The 18,080-nt window shown below is 62.9% G+C and carries 15 protein-coding genes and 3 pseudogenes; 4 read left to right on the forward strand and 14 right to left on the reverse strand.

The features are described from left to right. Positions 1–43: 43 nt before the first annotated feature. The 3 genes from ACFUEJ_RS21455 to ACFUEJ_RS21465 form a co-directional block, all read right to left on the reverse strand. Positions 44–280: a hypothetical protein gene (locus ACFUEJ_RS21455; protein WP_226513325.1), complete on the reverse strand. Its 237-nt coding sequence runs from the start codon at positions 278–280 to the stop codon at positions 44–46. 110 nt (positions 281–390) lie between these two features. Beyond that, the gene (locus ACFUEJ_RS21460; RefSeq protein ID WP_388031709.1) at positions 391–1,566 is read right to left on the reverse strand and encodes an McrC family protein; all 1,176 of its coding nucleotides are present in this window, start codon (positions 1,564–1,566) and stop codon (positions 391–393) included. An 8-nt stretch (positions 1,567–1,574) separates the two neighbouring features. Then, positions 1,575–4,331: an McrB family protein gene (locus ACFUEJ_RS21465; protein WP_388031712.1), complete on the reverse strand. Its 2,757-nt coding sequence runs from the start codon at positions 4,329–4,331 to the stop codon at positions 1,575–1,577. Between the two features lie 171 nt (positions 4,332–4,502). Between ACFUEJ_RS21465 and ACFUEJ_RS21470 the strand changes: the two genes are divergently transcribed. Further along, positions 4,503–6,953: an AAA family ATPase gene (locus ACFUEJ_RS21470; RefSeq protein ID WP_259937238.1), complete on the forward strand. Its 2,451-nt coding sequence runs from the start codon at positions 4,503–4,505 to the stop codon at positions 6,951–6,953. Positions 6,954–7,531: 578 nt separating this feature from the next. On the opposite strand, the gene ACFUEJ_RS21475 is transcribed toward ACFUEJ_RS21470, so the two are convergent. The 5 genes and pseudogenes from ACFUEJ_RS21475 to ACFUEJ_RS21495 form a co-directional block, all read right to left on the reverse strand. After that, the gene (locus ACFUEJ_RS21475; protein ID WP_388031715.1) at positions 7,532–7,909 is read right to left on the reverse strand and encodes a hypothetical protein; all 378 of its coding nucleotides are present in this window, start codon (positions 7,907–7,909) and stop codon (positions 7,532–7,534) included. A gap of 112 nt (positions 7,910–8,021) precedes the next feature. Further along, positions 8,022–8,750: a hypothetical protein gene (locus ACFUEJ_RS21480; protein ID WP_388031717.1), complete on the reverse strand. Its 729-nt coding sequence runs from the start codon at positions 8,748–8,750 to the stop codon at positions 8,022–8,024. A 342-nt stretch (positions 8,751–9,092) separates the two neighbouring features. Continuing rightward, positions 9,093–9,296, reverse strand: a complete 204-nt coding sequence (locus ACFUEJ_RS21485; RefSeq protein ID WP_388031720.1) for a hypothetical protein — start codon at positions 9,294–9,296, stop codon at positions 9,093–9,095. Next, positions 9,283–10,281, reverse strand: a pseudogene (locus ACFUEJ_RS21490) (ADP-ribosylglycohydrolase family protein). The gene ACFUEJ_RS21485 and the pseudogene ACFUEJ_RS21490 overlap by 14 nt, the downstream one beginning before the upstream one ends. 94 nt (positions 10,282–10,375) lie before the next feature. After that, positions 10,376–11,647 (reverse strand): VWA domain-containing protein, encoded by a 1,272-nt coding sequence (locus tag ACFUEJ_RS21495; protein WP_388031723.1) that lies wholly within the window; start codon positions 11,645–11,647, stop codon positions 10,376–10,378. Positions 11,648–12,042: 395 nt separating this feature from the next. On the opposite strand from ACFUEJ_RS21495, the gene ACFUEJ_RS21500 reads away from it, so the two are divergent. Then, positions 12,043–12,534, forward strand: coding sequence for a nuclear transport factor 2 family protein (locus ACFUEJ_RS21500; RefSeq protein ID WP_388031725.1), 492 nt, complete (start codon positions 12,043–12,045; stop codon positions 12,532–12,534). A 59-nt stretch (positions 12,535–12,593) separates the two neighbouring features. On the opposite strand, the pseudogene ACFUEJ_RS21505 reads toward ACFUEJ_RS21500, so the two are convergent. Further along, positions 12,594–13,179, reverse strand: a pseudogene (locus ACFUEJ_RS21505) (class I SAM-dependent methyltransferase). Between the two features lie 425 nt (positions 13,180–13,604). On the opposite strand from ACFUEJ_RS21505, the gene ACFUEJ_RS21510 reads away from it, so the two are divergent. Next, positions 13,605–14,669, forward strand: a complete 1,065-nt coding sequence (locus ACFUEJ_RS21510; protein ID WP_388031728.1) for a DNA-binding protein — start codon at positions 13,605–13,607, stop codon at positions 14,667–14,669. 254 nt (positions 14,670–14,923) lie between these two features. Further along, positions 14,924–15,079, forward strand: coding sequence for a hypothetical protein (locus ACFUEJ_RS21515; RefSeq protein ID WP_388031730.1), 156 nt, complete (start codon positions 14,924–14,926; stop codon positions 15,077–15,079). Between the two features lie 59 nt (positions 15,080–15,138). Here ACFUEJ_RS21515 and ACFUEJ_RS21520 read toward each other — a convergent pair whose 3' ends face one another. The 5 genes and pseudogenes from ACFUEJ_RS21520 to ACFUEJ_RS21540 all read right to left on the reverse strand — a co-directional run bounded on the left by ACFUEJ_RS21520 (position 15,139) and on the right by ACFUEJ_RS21540 (position 17,930). Further along, on the reverse strand, positions 15,139–15,744 hold the full coding sequence (locus ACFUEJ_RS21520; RefSeq protein WP_388031733.1) for a class I SAM-dependent methyltransferase: 606 nt from the start codon (positions 15,742–15,744) through the stop codon (positions 15,139–15,141). 73 nt (positions 15,745–15,817) lie between these two features. Continuing rightward, entirely contained in the window at positions 15,818–16,336 is a 519-nt protein-coding gene (locus ACFUEJ_RS21525) for a hypothetical protein (protein WP_388031736.1), read from the reverse strand. A 152-nt stretch (positions 16,337–16,488) separates the two neighbouring features. Further along, a pseudogene (locus ACFUEJ_RS21530) lies at positions 16,489–17,013 on the reverse strand (uracil-DNA glycosylase); the annotation flags it as partial. Between the two features lie 7 nt (positions 17,014–17,020). Next, positions 17,021–17,737 carry a DUF3558 family protein gene (locus ACFUEJ_RS21535; RefSeq protein ID WP_388031738.1) on the reverse strand — a complete coding sequence of 239 codons (717 nt, stop codon included), beginning with the start codon at positions 17,735–17,737 and terminating at the stop codon, positions 17,021–17,023. Continuing rightward, positions 17,679–17,930: a hypothetical protein gene (locus ACFUEJ_RS21540; RefSeq protein WP_388031751.1), complete on the reverse strand. Its 252-nt coding sequence runs from the start codon at positions 17,928–17,930 to the stop codon at positions 17,679–17,681. The genes ACFUEJ_RS21535 and ACFUEJ_RS21540 overlap by 59 nt, the downstream gene beginning before the upstream one ends. Between the last annotated feature and the right edge of the window lie 150 nt (positions 17,931–18,080).

The following is an 18,080-nucleotide window of genomic DNA, read 5'->3' on the forward strand; positions in this document are numbered from 1 at the left end:
CACCAGCACCACCCTGTGGGCTGCGAGATCGACTGACCGACAGCTAGAAGAAACTGGCTCTAGAACTGCCTGGACCGGCTATCGGGGACCTGCCAACAGAGCCACTCACCTGCGCGAGCGGATGTCCCAGCGTCACGTCGTACTCGATGGCGACGCTGCTCGTCCGCTGGTGTCCGGCCACGCAGTGCAGCAGCACGGTCTTGCCCGGCACGTAACCCGAGAACGGCGTCGGCGTGTCCGCTAGCACGAAGTCGAGGTTCTCTGCCGATGGCGCGATCACCGGCGCGAGTGCATCTAGGCACAATTCGGCAAGCGCCTCTGTGGTTACTGAACGACACTCTGCAGATACTCTCTGTCCCGCCCTGGTCCGAGGGATCGACGATTGCTTCGTCAGCCCTTCACCGCCGCAGCGATACTCGCAGCCAACCGTTGGAGCTCAAGTTCTACGTGCTCGGGAGAGTCGCTCAGATCGAGCGATCTCAGAACCAGCCTCGTACCGACACTCTGTACGATAACCGTCCTGCTATCGGTGTCATCATTCTCGTGACGACAGTAGATGAGGACCCCCTCCGGAAGCTCCAACGCGGTCGTGTAAGCGAGCAGTTGGTAGTAGTCCCCGCTACGTCCACGTCCGTCCTTGGCGAGCTTGTACTTGATGTCGCCGACGTAGACGTGCTGTCCGTGCGCACTGCGGAACAACAGATCCGGCAGCATAGTCACCTGGCGGCCCGTGCCTAGATGCACGGTGGGCTCGGCTATTACGTCGAGACGACCCCTCATTTCGCGCCGCAATCGTTCGGTGACGAAACTTTGGAACAAATCGTTCATGTCGACCATGAACGATGAGGCGGGTGCTGTTCCGTGGGAATCGGTGAGCGTGAGGTTGGCGAGAATGAGACGCGCGAGCCGCAGTGCGGCCGCGTAATGCTGACTCAGCCGAGTAAGGTGTATCTGGTCGACGTCCTCGGGCGTGACGGCATGGTCCTCGACCGCGTCGAGCGCCACGAGCTGACGCATTAGTCGTTGTCGGTCGGCCGGGTCGACTCGGGCGATACGAAGCGCCCGCTGTACGGCAGCCCGCAACACCCGATTCTCCGGGATGTCTTCCGTGAAGTCGTCGTACGTACACGCGACTTGGGTGAGAACTCCCGCGCGCTTGAACTGCCTGGGCACGTCGAGGCGCCCGCGCAGCGCGACAAGCGTCTCTTCCATCGTCCTATACGACCGCAAGACTCCCCGAGCGAGCGTGGTCTCGAGGGTTCGCGCGAAAAAGGCGATCACCGAGGGGAGTAGATCCGACGACACGTCGTAATCGAAAGCCTCCCGGCGCCAGGCGCTGTGCGGAAGACCCGGCTCCAGAAGAAGAAAGAGGTTCTGAGGGTTGATCTTTGGCCGTATCAGAAGGCGAATACCATCGACGACCAGCGTCCCGACGTGGGACGTTGCCGTGATGCGCCACCGGTCACCGGGCGCGGGTGACACTTCGACGAAGCCGGTCAGTTCGAGGGACTCGGCTTGTGCACGTGTCAGCACAAGCTCGCGCGACTCATACTCCTTGAGGGTCACACGCACGTTCATCCGAGGTCCGGCTCGTCTTCGCCTAGATTCTCGCTGATCGACTCGCCGGCCAGGTCATTGAAACGCTTCCACACTTGGTCGAATCGGAAGTACGTGATCCGTGTGGCGTCGCCGAAGAACTGGTCTTCGATGAACGGCTCAATGTCGTACACCCAGATGCGCTGCAACGCTTCTTTGTCGAGTCCGCGCTTCATGAAGTGGCTGGGCCCGAGTTGGAGATGAGGTCCCCCGAGTTCACGATCGAGCTCATCGTTGACCTGTGCGACCACCTCGCCTACCCACGCCGGTTCGCCTTCACGCTGGAGCCAGCGGCCAAGGAGCCCAGCCATCGGGCCATGGTTCGGGAAGAACGGGATGAAGTGAAATCGTCGCCTCAGGGCAGCGTCGATCAAGGCGATCGACCGGTCGGCGGTGTTCATCGTCCCGATGAACCAGATGTCCTTGGACAGCTCGAACGGATCATCCGGGCGATACAAGGTCCGCACCGGTGTATCCCGGTACTCAAGTAGAAAGAGCAACTCGCCAAGCACTTTTGGTAAATTGGCTCGATTGATCTCGTCAATGATCATGAGATGACGATGTCCCGGTTTATCGTTGGCGCGTGCCGCCAGTTCGGCGAGCGGGCCACGCTGCAGGCGGTAGGTCATGACCCCGTCTACGTCGGTCTCCGGTCGGTACCCCTCGAAGAAGTCCTCGTACGATGTGGACGGGTGGAACTGAACGATGGGTCTTCGGGAAGCTTCGGGGACCAGGGTCTCGGCCAGTTTGCGGGCGAAGTACGTCTTTCCGGTCCCCGGTGGGCCGTAGAACACAACCTGCTTCTTGTCCTCGAGCAGTGCGACGACGTCGTCCAGGAAGGCGCGCTCGACCAGCAACTCTTCCGCAAGGTCGTCGAGCGGATCGACGATCGGTTCGTCGTCGGGCACCTCGTCGTTCTCGACGTACCAGTAGAGGAAGGCACCCATGCCGAGAGGGTCGCCGGGGAAGTAGCTGTCGAGCCGTGCGCGTAGGGCGTCATTCGAGGCGACTTGAAGCTGTCCCCGTCCGGCTTCGTCCGGGGTGTCGAGACCCAGCAGCTTAAGCATTCGCAACTTGCCCTTGGGGCCGGTGTACGGGTACACGGTGATGAACTGCTCGGGATGAGTGATGGCGAGCATCTTCATCATGACCGACTCGCCGAATCCCTTGACGCGGAGCTCGTCGTCCTCCAAGGCCCGGTTGATCCGTGTGGCCGGCGGTTCGTCGCCCCAGCACACGTAGGTGAAGGTATCGATGATGCGCTGATACTCGGCATCGTCCGCGTCACGGACACTTTTGTTGAGGATCGACATTGGACCGGTACCACCGTAGCGTTGCGTATTCCAAATCGGCCGCAGGTCCGCGCGATCGACAATCGACAGCTCCTCGGGGTCAAGCAACTTGGCGAAGTCACGGCGATCGGCTCTGTCTTGGTCGTGACCCGGCGTCGGGTATCCGGTCGTGGACTTGAACTCGGCGACCACGGCGGCCAAGGCGTCGTCCTCCTCGTTCTGCGTCATGTTTTCGCCGTTGAGTTCCGACATGATCGGCGCGACGTCGCGGGCTGTCTGGAGAACCTCGGATCGTAGGTCCAGCGCTGGGAACGTGGACCGGTCGAACCAGCGCGCATAGATCACTTCGCCCGTGCCGCCGCCGGTGAACCCGGCGTTCCGGCCCACGCGCGACCTCCCTGCGAGAAGCTCGTATCCGGCAAGAGGATGACTCTCGGCTAGTTCGACGGCGCGTTCGGCCGCTCCGGTTTCGGCGTCGGGAAACGGGCGCAGCCCGATGGCGAGTCCTTTCGCATTGAGCCACACGCGGACCGACAACCCGTAAGTGCCCGGTACCCGCCAATCCGTCCAGAGATCGCCCCGGGGCCAGTCCGCATCCCACATCACGCCGGGGGTGCGCGTCTTGAGAGTTCGTCCGGCTGCCTCCGACACTGACGTCTCCAGGGTTGTACCGAAGTGTTTTGCGACCGAAACCAGGGCAGCGGCGTTGGCGCGGTACGACTCCGGAGCATCGCCCCGATCCTTCGCGCCTTCGCGGAGGGCTGCACGGTCGCACAGAACGTCGTCCAGAAGGACTGGGCGCTCGTCCGCCCACCACGCGGCAACCTGTTCGAAACGTCGTGGATCACCGTCAATCTCGGTTGCGCAACGGTAGAGTTCCGCATATCTCTCGCCTTGGTCGTTGAACTCGGCGTTCCCGGTGAGGTAGTTCATGTACTCGGCCGACTTCGGCCACGCCGCGGGCCACGTCTGCGGGTTATCGAGGGCCCAGTAGTAGGAGGCAACAAACGGAGCACGCTTGGGGCTCGGGTGTGCGCCGACTCGAATCTCTTGGAGATGATCGGCAAGCAGGCGGATCTTGCGAACGGCATCATCGAGGTCCTGAGGTGGAGACAGTACGTCGACTAGGACGCTGACGGCAGCGTCCGGATCAGGCGACATCTTGTTGATCTGGTTGATGATCATCTGTCCGCCGGTGCCGCCGTATCCAGAATCGAAGCTGCGCACCCAGCGGTCCGTCTCGGCTTGGAACGAGCTCAAATCTCTGGTTCGGCCGAGCGTGTTGAGAAGCTGTCGAGCATCGGCCGCGTGAGGGGTGAGCCGCTCCTCTCGCCACGACACGCGAGTGCTGTCGTTCACTGCGTTGAATCGGGCGATGTGTGCCCTGTGCCATCGCCGCCGAAATTCCAACTCGCGGACGCCTATGTCGTCACGGTCGGTCATTGCTGCCTCCTAGCCCCGTCGAGCGTAGCGATCGCGGACAGGTCGGGATTGGTTCTTGGTGTCGCGGCCAAGGATCATGCACGAGTCGGAGTAGATCACAGCGTGATGACAACAGCGGCAAGTCTCTACGGTGTGGCAAGGTCGGCGATAGTTCCGTCGAGGGGGAGTGTGGTGACCGAGTCAAAGTCGATCCGTGAGGCGTCCCTGCTCGAGACCGTCTGGGAGTTGCTCGACGCCGACGACGAGCTGAGTGACGAAGCCAAGTACGTGGTGATTGCTGCTCTCGACAGCGAGGACGCACTATCGGAGCAGCTCGGCGGTAGGGCAGTGACTCATCAACGGCCCAACTCCACGCCGGAGGCGCAGGAACCTGCCGGTGCGTTTCTGCGCGAGATCCGTGTTGCCGGCTTCCGTGGGATTGGTCCGCAGGCGAGCCTGACGATCACGCCTTACCCCGGCATCACCGTTATCAGCGGACGCAACGGGTCGGGCAAGTCGAGCTTCGCCGAGGCCCTCGAGTATGCGCTCACCGGTGAGAGCTACCGCTGGAAGAACAAGGCCAAACTTTGGGTCGACGCCTGGCGCAATCTGCACCAGGGCGACCCGTGTGAAGTGCGCGTCGACTTCACCACAGAGAACGGACCCAAGACTTCGATCGGCGCGCAGTGGCCCGACGGAGCCGCGCTGAACGACGCCCAGCACTGGTCCCAGCGCGAGGGCGAGAAGCGTCAACACGGCGTCGACGCGCTTGGCTGGTCCACGGCGATCGAGATCTACCGCCCGATTCTGAGCTACGACGAGATCGGCGGCCTGCTCGAGCAAGAGCCGTCGAAGCTCTACGACGCGCTGGACAAGTTGCTCGCCCTCGACGAGGTGCAGGACGCAGAGAATCGGTTGAACGCGGAGCACGCGGAACGTCGGCGCCCGCGCAAGACCGCACGAGACTCACTAGTTGCGCTCAAGAAGCTGCTCGCCGATGCCGACGACGAACGCGCCGCCGCGCTGGCAAAACTCGTGCGCTCACGGACTCCCGACCTGGATGCGATCGCCAGCCTGGTAGCCGGCACTGACTCGCGCGAACATACGACAGCCGCTGCCCTCGACTCGATCGCAGGAATCGACCTACCAGACCTCGATTTCGCTGCGATGATCGCTACCGAACTTCGCGATGCTCTGAGCAACTCACGAACCCTGGCCGACAGTGCGATGCGGACCGCCGAGCAGCGGTCTAATCTGCTCCGGCGAGCCCTGGAGTACCGGAACGCGCACGACACCGACGCTCCGGCCTGCCCGGTGTGCGGCGAGGGTGCGCTGACCGTCGACTGGGAAACTCACGCCCGAGAGGCCATCGCCGCCGACGACACACAGCTGGCGATGTATCGGGAAGCGCGGCGGAACGTGGACCAGCTGGAGCGGTCAGCGCGCCAACTGTTCGAGTCACTTCGAGATGTATCGCCGGTTGCCGATGTTGAGTTGCCTAGCCTGGCGACTTACCGCGAGGCGTTCGCTACAGCCTCGGCGGTACCCGCTGGCGTCGATGACCTGCCAAGTCACATCGAGGCCCAGCTTCCCCCTCTCTCTGAAGCGCTCGCAGCACTCCGGACAGAAGCTGCAAGTGCGGCGGCGGAACTCCAAGACGCATGGGTGCCCATCGCAAAAGACGCGCTGGAATGGCTTGCGTTAGAACGGCTTGCCCGCGAGACCGACGACACGGTGAAAGTGATTGAAGAAGCTCGCAAATGGGTTCAGGAGAACTCGCAAAGCTTCAGGGCGCAGCGGCTCGCACCGATCTCCGAAGGTGCGCGAGCAATCTGGTCGCAGCTGCGACAGGAGAGCGACGTCGAAATCTCGGAGATTGCGCTCGAAGGTAGACGCACACAACGCAAAGCGGTCTTGAAGGGACACGTCGACGGCAAGCCAGTGGGCGCCCTGTCGGTGATGAGTCAGGGCGAACTACACGCCCTCGCGCTCGCACTGTTTCTACCGCGAGCGACGGCCATGGCGAGCCCGTTCCGGTTCATCGTGCTCGACGATCCAATCCAAGCGATGGACCCGGCCAAAATCGACGGCTTTCTGAACGTGTTGACCGACCTCGCCGCCAGCCGGCAGGTCATCGTGTTTTCTCATGACGATCGTCTCGCGACCGCGATTCGCCAGCACTCGATCGATGCACACCTCATCGAGGTCACCCGGGAGTCGGGCTCGCAGCTCGTGGTGAAAAGCGCCGACGAACCTGCGCGTCGCTACGTTGACGACGCCTTCGCGGTCGTCGCCGACGAGAACGTACCCGACGACATCAAGCGGCGAGCGTGTCCCGGTCTGTTCCGGTTTGCCATCGAAGCAGCAGCTCGCCAGGTCTACTTCACACGCAGCAACGTCGACGGTCAGCCGCAGCACGACACGGAAGCGCGATGGGCCGAGGCTAAGAGTGCGACTGCCTGTGTGGCACTTGCCCTGCACGGCGCAACCGATTCAGACCTCTCAGGGTGGAAGTCTCGGCGGCAGCATCGTTCTGCGGCGATGTCCATCGCAACGAAGGGCGTACACAAGGGCGCAACCATCGGCAAAGACGACGTCAGAGATTTGCGCAAGACTATCGACGACATCTTGGACCAGCGGTGACGCCGGCCGAACTCCTCGCCTATGCCCAGCAATTGCTGCGAGGCCTAGGGGACTCGACCTCGGGTAACGCGTCCCGACTCGCTGCGGTGGTGGCGCGCCAAGCACTCGAAGCGACCGTGCTCGAGCGCTGCGGTGTGGTCAATGCTCCCTGCGAGTGGGCGTCGATGCGGTCTAGGCTGGCGATCCTGAAGGCGCTCGATGATCGTGAGACAGCTGATCGACTGGCTTCGCTATGGCATCAACTGAGCGCATGCTGTCACCAGCATGCGTACGAGTTGTCGCCGACAGTCGGTGAAGTGCGCTCTCTGTGTGAGGGTCTGGCGGCGGTAATGCCTGGGTCGTAGCGCGTGCGTCGAGCCACTGCGATGCGGTGCAACCGATTTCGGCTGCGCTGCAATCCAATTGCTGGCAGTCGCAGCGAATCCACGGCAAAGGGGCACCGCTATGGCTGTACGTTGACCACAATTTCCTCGGAGACGGGACTGTCCGTCGTCCCAGGTGTGGAAAACTGCTCCCGCCGTGCCGGACTGGTATGACCTGATGTGTCTTCAACTCAGCCCAGGAATCGAATCAGACGCTTATCGTCGCTCTTGCAATTTGGTGTCCACGCGCTTGCCCAACACATTGAGCGCGGAGTGGGTCGTGACATCGGCCAGCGTGAGCAACCGTTCCGGGTGCGTGACCCGCGCTAAGTCCTCTTTCGTGGGCTGCGGCACGTCAAGCGCAATCCTCTGGGCGTAGGTGGAATGTATGTCCTCGAAGGACAACCCACTGTCCTCAGTTGACCACGCTTCGCTGACGAACCAGTTCGCTATAAAAATCCTGGTGCTGGGGATGAGTGTCCACACGGTCGCACGGTTAGCTGCCGTACGCCCGGTGGGTCGTGTGGCGCCGAGCCAACGCAACTCGCCGCCGTCGTCTGTCACTTCCCAGAATTGCCACCCGGACGACGCCATACGGCGAGCCTAGCGCTACTGGGACATCAAAAGTAATGGCGTTAGCCTGACCTGGCGACTCGCCTATGCCGGCGAGTTGCGGCCGACACAACAGTTGGAGCGGCAATGGATCTTACGATCCGAGCGCGACGTATCGCAGCGCCCCGCGCAGATCGGACGCGGTCTTCTCCCAGCCGCGCGCTTCGTGCAAGCACGCCTCGGCTTCCTCGCCGTCGCCCTCCGCCGCCGCGTTGTCTGCCCGGTTTCGCCAGTTGATCATCTGCTCTTCGACCGTCCGGATGTACTCGAGGATCTCGTCGGTGTCGTGATGACAGATCCGTGCGACGTCCTCGGGTGACAAGGTTTCGTCGCCGTTACTGTCGAGCTGGATCAAGATCTTGACGGCTGTGGGCAACTCGTCGTCATCATCGGAGTTCGGCGAGTCAGCATCCCAGGCGAAACGACCGCCTACGTCGTGCGCGATGTCGGCTCCGTCGCGCATCACTGTTTCGAACTCGGCAAGGCATCGCACAAGATGCGACTCGATTGGCGGGTCCGCATACAGTACTGCGCGGACACGAATCGTGTCGCCGACCAGAAAGAACTTGAGCTGCGGGTTGTTTAGGTTGAGGGTCTGGACCACAAACGCCGCGTAGTCGGTCTTGATTACGTCGTCCACCAGCGTCGAGAGCAAATGTATCGACTGCTCGTTCTCTACTGCGCGGATGAAGACCAGACCTGTCTCGAACCGGATCGGGAAGTCGTCGTCATCGTCGGTGACAGCTTCATGACCGACCACCGGCTCGAGCGCCGCACTTATCCAAATCCGCAGATCAGCCCCGGACAATGTTCCTCCGGACATCACAGACCCTCTCTCGTATATCTCGCCAGGCACCAGTGGCGCCCACGTATCCGTCCTCATGGCCGAGGCTCACCCGCCGCCGCCCAGACAACCCCACCTCCGCGTGCACCAGGCATAGCCTCAAGCACCGCAGCACGCACCGTCTCGACCGAGTGTCCGAGCATCACGCCATACTCGACCGCGACACTGGGCGTCCGCTGATGTCCGGCAACGCAGTGGAGCAACACCGTCTTGCCTTCAGCACGCAAACCACGGACGGCATCAGCTGTGTCCGCGAGGACGAACTCGAGGTTCGGGATCTCGGCAGGATCGCCCGAATCCATGAGTCGCGACGCGACGAACTCAGTCGCCTTCCCGAAACACGCCTGGCGCCGCCCGACCCGGCACATCGACGACCGCGTCGGCACCATGGTTGACAGTCGCGTGCGTCCCGAGCAGCACACCATCGTCGAACGGGTGGGGGACTGCGTCGGTGAATGCGTGCTCGGAGTATGGAACGTCGTCGACCAGCGGCCAGCCCTTGCCATCCGGCTCACCGTCGCGCACCGCGAGGGTTGCCAGCGCGACCAGGTCGTGCGAATCGCACGGTCGTCCGTCGCGTTCCGGCCAGCCGTGCACGGCGCGACGCCAGAACCAGGGGGACGGCACTCGCACCCCATCGAGCACCGAGCAGACCGCCGGCGATCGCTGCCACCGTGTCTGTGTCGTTGCCGATCCGGACTGCGGTGTCGAGTGCGCTTTGCAGGTGACGGCATGGCATCGCGTCAGGGATCGGGGTCTGCAAGATGGCCGAAACTGCTGCCTGAAGCGCAGTGACGGTGAACCCATTCGGCGAGAACGAGTTCGGAGGCTTCGACTCGGCGGCGTCGAGCCATGCCGACCACTGGTCGACTCGCTCGTCGGGTAGTAGGTCGAGTCCGGCGCGGACGTCGAACTTACCGTCCAGAACCGCCACCCGGATCGCCTCGCACCACAAGACACAGGAATCGCCGGCGAGGGGGTCGGCGTGGGTGAGACCGGCCACCAGCCGCGCGGCGTCAGCGAGGCGGTCCCGATCTTCGAGGTGCGCGAGCGCGACGGGTGCGGTCCTCATCAACGCACCGTTGCCCGCCGAGTGCGGATGCTGCTCGGCGTAGGCGTTCGCCTCGTCGCGCATGATCGCGCCCGCGCCGACTCCACCGCGGCTGAGCCGCCGCCTCGTCGCGCTGAGAACAGCCCGGGTCTGGATGCCGATGTCGGCCGGGCCGCCGTCGAATCAGCGCAGGAAGTTGTCGGCGATGGCGTCGAGCGCCTCGTCGCTGGTGAGGTCGGCACCGGTCGCAGCGACATCCGCGATCGCCATCGCCATGGACGTGTCGTCACTCCATTCGCCGGGAGCGAAGTCGCCTAAACCTCCGCCGAGCATCTGGGGCGCCTCGTCACCACGCAGGACGCGGGACTCGAACTCGTACGGAACGCCGAGCGCATCACCAGCGGCTGTCCCGAGGAGAACACCTGCGGCGCGGTCGAGTTGGGCGGTGGTGAGGTGCATATCGTTCCTCCTGGTGAAGAGTTCGGTCGCGCTCGACGCGGTCGGTCGTCGGCGTTGAGGGCAAAACGCGGGGACAGTGTCATCGAGGACGAGCTCAGTCCCGGCGCCGACCACGCTTCCGGTTGGCGAGATGATACGAGTCGCGGGTCGCCTTGGACACGTAACCGGCACCTGTCGTACGGACGTCGGCAGCAAGCACGTCAAGCGCACCAACCTCCCCATCGATGGCCTCGCGGTCCTCGGGCGGGCAGAACGAGGCGGCCTCCGTCAGGCGCGCCCGAGCGACACCGAGCGCCGACTCACCACCCTCGAGGTCACCGCGCTCGAAGGCCTGCGACGCCCGAAGCTTCTCGGCCTGACCTTCTTGATAGAGCTTCTCGGACTGCACCTTCGGATCGGGTATCCGATCACCCAGCTCATCGCCCGGCACCACGTTGACCGAGATGGGCAGCGTGACCATATGCTCAGTCAGCGTGGCCGTCTCGACGTAACGCAACTCTAGGTCGGCGACCTGAGTGACCCCAAGCGCAGCCAGTCCATCGAAATTCATCTGCAGCAACAGCTTTCGCTGCTCTAGCGCGTGCAGGTCACCGAGCTCGATCATCAGCTCGCGTTCGGCGGTCTGGTGGACTGGGAGGTCGTTGTACAGGGCCAGCTTCTGCACCTCCGGCACGAAACGCACGGTCAGGGTGACGGCCTGAGCCGACTTCGCCAGCAATCCGTCCACCTCACCAGCGATTGCCGCCCCAGCGGCATCCGGGTCGTCGGCGAAGACGTGGTTTCCGTTGCCTGCCTTCGCCATCGCGGACAGCAGCGTTTCGTCGTACCCGCGGCCGTAACCGAGCGTCGACGTGACGATGCCGTCAGCGGCGGCCTTCGCGGTGACGCCGGCGAGGGCGTCGACGTCTTGGATCCCCTGATTCACGTGACCATCGCTGACGATCAGCACGGTTCCGCCACGAATCCCCGCCGCGGTAGTTCCGCGTCGCAGCTCCTGCAGAGCTCGTAGGTAGCCCGATGACAGGTCGGTGAGGCCCCCGGCGTCGATGCGAGCAACGGCATCGGTCGCGCGCTGCTTGTCTGTGAGTGGACCAGCGGGGACAACGACGTCGGCCGAGTCGTCGAACGTGACCAGCCCGAACACATCGGTCGGGTCGAGTTGGGCGACCACGCTCGTGAGTGCTTTCAGTGCGCCGGCGAGAGGAGCGCCAGACATGGACCCGCTGCGGTCGAGCACGACCTGGAACGCTGTTGGTGTCCGCTTGGTGGCGGGCCCGGCTGGAGCCTGCAGTTCGAGCAGCACAGTCACCTCGTCGGCGGCTTCGTGGGCGACGACCTCGACATCGAGCGCAGCAGAGAGTTTCATCCGTCTTCCTTCCTCCAACCCGCCTCGATCGTGTTGTCATCGGAGCCGAGGCGACGACGCTGCTCGTGGTGCGGGAGCGCGACGGCGGTAAGGCGACTGACAGCGAACGCAGATCTGGGGCGAGAACCCCTAATGACTCACAGATGATCGCATCGACTACTGACAATTTCGGTCGGCCTTGCAACTGCGGGATGACGCCGCACTGTTCGGGCGTCCGCGGGGCCAACTTGCCCCAACTCGCGGTAGCGTCCCGAATCCTCGGGGCGAGCGCTGCCTGCCGCAGACCAGCCCGTCGGTGTCGGCGAATCCGCGTGAGTTCGGAGCGAGCGGACATAGGCTGCCCCTGACGCCCGGGCGGACCGCGGGCGAGCCTGTGCAGCTGAGAACGGATGACGATGACGACTGATTCGGAGCATGACCACGTCGCTGCGATCGAGCGACTCAAGTACCGCTACTGGCGAGCGTCAGATGCCAAGGACGCGGACGCATTTCGCGGCTGCTTCGTCCGCGACGGCGCGCGGATCGACTACGGGCCGATGGGCACCTTCGACGATGCCGACGCGCTGACCGACATCTTTCGGCGGGTCGCACTGCACAAGGTCGACGGCCGGTTCGCCATCCTCGACATGCACCACGGCATGCATCCGGACATCACCCTCACCAGCGAGACGACTGCGACAGGACGGTGGTCGTTGCGCTTCCGACAGGTGAACCTGCTCGACCGGACCGAGACGGTCATGGTGGGGGAGTACGACGACGAGTATGTCGTCGAAGACGGCGAGTGGAAGATCGCCGCGTCGAAGCTGACTGAACGCTGGCGGATGCGGCAGCCACTGTCGCCTGACGTCGAGATCACTGAGGGCACGTTCGGGGCCGCCGGCGGCTGATTCGGGTGTCGCTCATAGCTCTTGACGGTTGGCATTTACAGATGCCAAGCAGGTGACCTCTATGCGGGCCGCAGGACCGCCACGAGGAACTCCGACTTGTCGGTGAACGGGCGGACGTCCCAGGATTCCAGGAGCAGGTCCTGAGCGAAGCCGGCGGTGGCTGCGTTGTCGAGGAACTCGTCGAATGCGTAGTCCCGGCCGGCGCCGAACCCGATCACCGCGCGACCGTCGTCGGGGAGATGCGCGCGCAACCGCTCGAGGACGGTGACACGGGTGCTCGGCGCGAGAAACGCCATCACGTTGCCGGCCGAGACGATCAGGTCGAACGGTTCGTCGATGCCGCGGGCGGGGAGGTCGAGTTCGGCGAGGTCGTTCACCAGCCAGCGCGGGCCCGGGTGGTCTTCGTCAGCGGCTTGGATGAGGACCGGGTCGACGTCGACGCCGACGGACTTGGTGTCCGACTTCGGCGAGGTACCCGCCTACGCGCCCCGGGCCACACCCGGCGTCGAGGATGCGAGACCCGCGCGACGCCATCGCATTGAGGAGCCGAGCCTCGCAGACCAGGTCGGCGCCCTCACGAGCCAGAGCGCAGAAGCGCTCCCCGTACCAACTCGAATGGTTGAAATCCGCGGCGAATTTCGGCATGGACCTATAGCACTACCTGGCACAGGACGTGGGATCGTCGACAACCTGCCGGCTGCGAGTTGGGCGGCGAGCACGCGGTGGCACAGGCCGATCAGGCTGACGGTGGTCGAGAATTGACGGTTTCGAGAACAGTCCAACACCTCGTCCGAGCGCGGTGGACGGTTCCGGCCCGCGAGGCCACCGGCCAGCGCGAGCGGATCGGCATGGCGCCCAGTAGGCAAGAGGCATTCGGCCAAATGGGGCGGCGCTGGTCGGAATGACGCCCTTTTCGTCGCACGACAGTCGTAATGGTTTCGTGCACAGGGCCTTGAGTTGTACGAAGCACTTGCTTTGTCGTCCATACTTTTAAATCCGGCCCTGCGCCGCCGTCATAGAATGCCGGGCAACAAGTCACTTTCCTGGACTTTCACGTCTAGCATGAATTTGTGACGACAGATATCAAGATTCTGACTGTCGATGGTCCAGTCGCGAAGCCCCTAGCCAGCGGATCGCTCGCTGCGTCCGGCTTTCTTGAGACGGTCCATCTCGAGCAGTGGGTGGTTGACAACCCCGCAGTACTCGGCGCTGGCGTAGTGGTCGTCGCGCGCCAGTACTCGAAATGGTCGTCATCTGAGGGAGACCTTGGACGGGAACGGCTCGATGTTCTGGCGTTAGACACGTCCGGCCAGTTGATCGTCGTCGAGCTGAAACGGGGGAACGACGCCCGAATCCACCTACAGGCAGTGACGTATGCCGCGTTGGTCGCGGGCTTCGACAAGCTGACACTGGCCGAGGCGCACGCTGAGTACCTGACAACTTTGGGAACACCATGCACCAAGGACGAGGCACTCCTTCGTCTGGAAGAGCATGTTATTGATGATTGGAACGACGACATCCTGAAACTACCCAGGATTGTTCTAATTGCAGAAAGTTACGCCGCACAGACATTGACGACTGTTGCGTGGCTGTCGGACATTGCACCTAAGTTGACCATCGAAATGCACACTGTGAACGTCTTTCACGACACTAGAGATGGACAAGAGTCGACGTCCTGTGTGGTATTTCGACGACAGTACCCACCCGATGACCCGTCCGCCCGTGTTCTCACACCTGGTCTCACAAGCATTGAGTCGGCGGCTACACGCATTGCACAACGACAGCGAGCTGCTCGTTCGACCTATCTCCTCTACGACAACACCGCTATTCCGGAGGGCTCGACAGTTGAACTTAACCTTCGCGGCGCGGTCGCGCAGGAGCTAGTAGCAGAAACAGAACGGTGGATCCAGGAACGCCCGGCGAGAGGACTCGCGACCTGGACGCGCAACCGGGATAAGCCGCTTCGCTGGGACGCAGAGACGGAGGACTCCGAACGCACATGGACACCAACGAGTCTCGCCAAGCACGTTGTAATGATGGCAACTAATGAGGTCCGAGACGCGATCCCAGGCGGAGACGTCTGGTTCTACCGCGATAAGAGCTTGATTACGCTTGCCCGGGAGGTCTCCTCGTAGATGCAGTTGGATTTGCACGCCGCGTCTCCGCAACAGCACGACGACCGGCACGCGCTTAACCCGGATTCATTCCTTGGTCGAAAACGCCACGCCTAGCTAGGTTGTGGTGCTACACAAGGGTCCCATCAAGCTGGGAGTAACTCTCCACTCGAACATCGTTGATCTACCAGCGATCTGTGACTCTCCGTCGCGCGCGGATAGCCGAGGCGGCCCACGACACGGGGTCTGCGGCCGGCGAGGGCGCTGCAAATTCTGTGGCTCGAATAGTCGCTGCGATCGAGCGACTCGAGTACCGCTACTGGCTGGCGTCGGGTGCTAAAGACGTGACCGCGTTTCGCGACTGCTTCGTCCGCGCCGGCGCACAGATCGACTACGGGCCCGTGGGAACTTTCGGCGGTACCGCCGGCTGATTCGCCTGTGTTCAGAACTCTTGACGATTAGTGCACTGATGCCGACCAGTTGCTGCGTTCTACGCGGGCCGCAGGACCGCTACAAGGAACTCCGACTTCTTGGTGAACGGGCGGACGTCCCAGGACTCCAGGAGCAGGTCCTGAGCGAAGCCGGCGGTGGCTGCGTTCTCGAGGAACTCGTCGAACGCGTAGTCCCGGCCGGCGCCGAACCCGATCACCGCGCGGCCGTCGTCGCGCAGATGTGCGCGCAACCGCTCGAGGACGGTGACACGGGTGCTCGGCGCGAGGAACGCCATTACGTTGCCGGCCGAGACGATCAGGTCGAACGGTTCGTCGATGCCGCGGGCAGGGAGATCGAGTTCGGCGAGGTCGTTCACCAGCCATCGCGGGCCTGGATGGTCTTCTTCGGCAGCTTGGATGAGGACCGGGTCGACGTCAACGCCGACGACATCGTGTCCGACTTCGGCGAGGTACCCGCCCACGCGCCCCGGGCCACACCCGGCGTCGAGGATGCGGGACCCGCGCGACGCCATCGTGTCGATGAGCCGAGCCTCGCCGACCAGGTCGTTGCCCTCACGAGCGAGGGCACGGAAGCGCTCGACGTACCAGCTCGAGTGGTTGGGATCTTCGGCGGACTTCTGCATCCAGATGCTCTGTTCGACCATGCCCGCATTCTGCCAAACGCGCCGGAATCATCGACCGGGCCGAAACGCAGCGGGACGTTGGCCGACTGTCAGGTCACTTCTGGCGGAAGTGGGGCGCTGAACGCGGATGCCAAAGGAGACTCAGTGCAGCGACTTCGATGACCAACAGAAGGACGTCGAGCGTGCTGGTCACTGACCTGTCATAGGTTGCTACGGACGTGATCCCGGAGACGATGCCTACCGCGCCGATGACGGTGGCCGCCACGCGCGCCCAGCGGAAACCGCGTAGGTTGACGTACGCGAGCAACAGCCAGAGCCCGCCAAGAGCGAGGCAGGACGCGACGATCAAACCGGTCGCGACGTTGGTCCCGGTCTCGCTCGCGACACCTAGTGCGTCAGAGCTCCGATAAGTCGATCCGTCACTGAGGAGAACGGACTGCCGCAGACGTGCTTCTTCCCTGACTGCCTCGACCAACGAGAGCGCGTGGAACATGCCGATGAGCTGGATGCTCGCTCCGGTAATCATCAGTCCGGTGGCCAGCCACACCGTGGACGGTGTGGACGCGGAGCGTGTTCGCAACACTCGTTGCGCACCATGCGTGTCAGTCGTCATGCGATGACAATAGGGCGGTTCGACGGCAGCGAGAGATTCTGCTGCACAGCGCATTGGCCCATGCTGGTCGAAACCGTGTGGACGTCCCGAAGCTACGACTGCACGCTGGTGGCAGAACGTCACCGCAGTCCTCATCCGTTCCAGGTGGGTGCTCAGGCCAGCATGAGTCTCGTCGATACGTCGGCTATCGCGGCTTCGAACCGCTCGCGCCCGCCCGCGGTGTTCAAGCCGCGCATCGAACAGTGCGGAATCTTGCCTGCCGGCACGTAGATGCCGGCGCGCGTGATGGATGCACGACGCCAACCATCGCGAGCGGAACCACCGAGAAGCAGGACGATCTCGAGATTCGGGAGCAGGCTTACCACTTCCCGGGTCCAACGGGCCCCGCGCGCCCGCTCCGCCGGGGTCGATCCACCGTTCTTCACACCGGCAACCGGGAACGGCACCACGTTCCAGTGGACGACATCGCCCCAGTCGACTCCGTGGCGCGCATACGCCTCTCGGCAGTTCCGCGCGGTCCGGTCGTTGTTGTCCAAACTCAAAAGGCCCGAACCGCTGGTCGATTCGGCCTTGGTCGACGGGTTGTCCAGTAGCACGAGCAGCCGAGCGTTGACACCGCCGGTGTCGGGGTCGACGTAGGGAATCTCGCCTCGGCGTTGTCCTTCGGCATTTCTCAATCACCTGCTACAGGGGAATATCGGCAATCGTTGCGCGAAGGAACTCAAGAGCTGTGTTGCAAACTTCAGCAGTCGGCGGTCGGACTAAATCGAACCTGCTGACAGAGGTTCCGACGACCGCATCGCCGGATCGGACGAAGACTGAACAGCTTCCTTGACCTTTCGACCCTCGTATGACAGTCCTTCCCGCAACCTCGATGTCGGGTAGCAAGTCGAAAGCGATGGAGATCCGGTCCTTGTGGCCCTGAAGGCCCAAGCCGGGTCGCACCAAGTTGCCGACTGACTGACTGAGCGATGAAAGAGGGTCATCAAAGTAGTACCATCGGCACCCACGCGCAGTTTGAAAGTCGGATAGTGCTACATCCTCAACTGAATCGGAATTCAGTCCGAAACGAGAAAGCGTGACGTTACTCACGTAGGTGCATGGCTCATATGTCGTGCCATTGTTGTTTATACTCCAGCGATTCGGAAACTTGTTCTCGAACGGGAGAGTACGTCCTCGATCGTCGGTTTGTCTGATCTCGGTGTGCGGTTCTACTGACTCGGACATCGATGAGCTAACTGCAACCTCGTCAGCAAGCGGAGTTCCCGACACAGCACATGATGCCATCAGGCAAGGCGTGCCAGCGATTACAAGCAAACGGATTGCCTGCGAGATCGCAGCTCTACGTTTCAAAATCCGTAGCGCTTTCAGAGTCGGTAGATGAGATTCGCCACGAAGCATCAGTGCATTGGGTAGCTAAACTGCGGGCAGTCGCGAGATTATCGTCGATTTCTTCGGATAGTCGCGCGAGCGCGCCCGACAACGCCTTAAAGAATCTATCGCCTTCGATACAATCGCCGAAATAGTTATATGAATCGATCTCTTTCAGGCTGTTGAAAGCCGCGGCTAGGTCGCGCGCGGCCTCGGTGGCCACCGTCGCACGACGTTCCCAAGCTGCACGATCCGAACGCAGAACAGTAGCGTGCCCGTGCGGACTCGTTGGCATGTCCGGGACGGGCCTCGGCAGCAACGAGTCGTCTCCGAAGGGCGTACTCACAGGCTTCCTCCCGTTGTCGGGCGTGAG

It is taken from the genome of Gordonia sp. NPDC057258, assembly GCF_042668985.1.
GTDB classification, from domain to species: Bacteria; Actinomycetota; Actinomycetes; order Mycobacteriales; family Mycobacteriaceae; genus Gordonia; species Gordonia hongkongensis.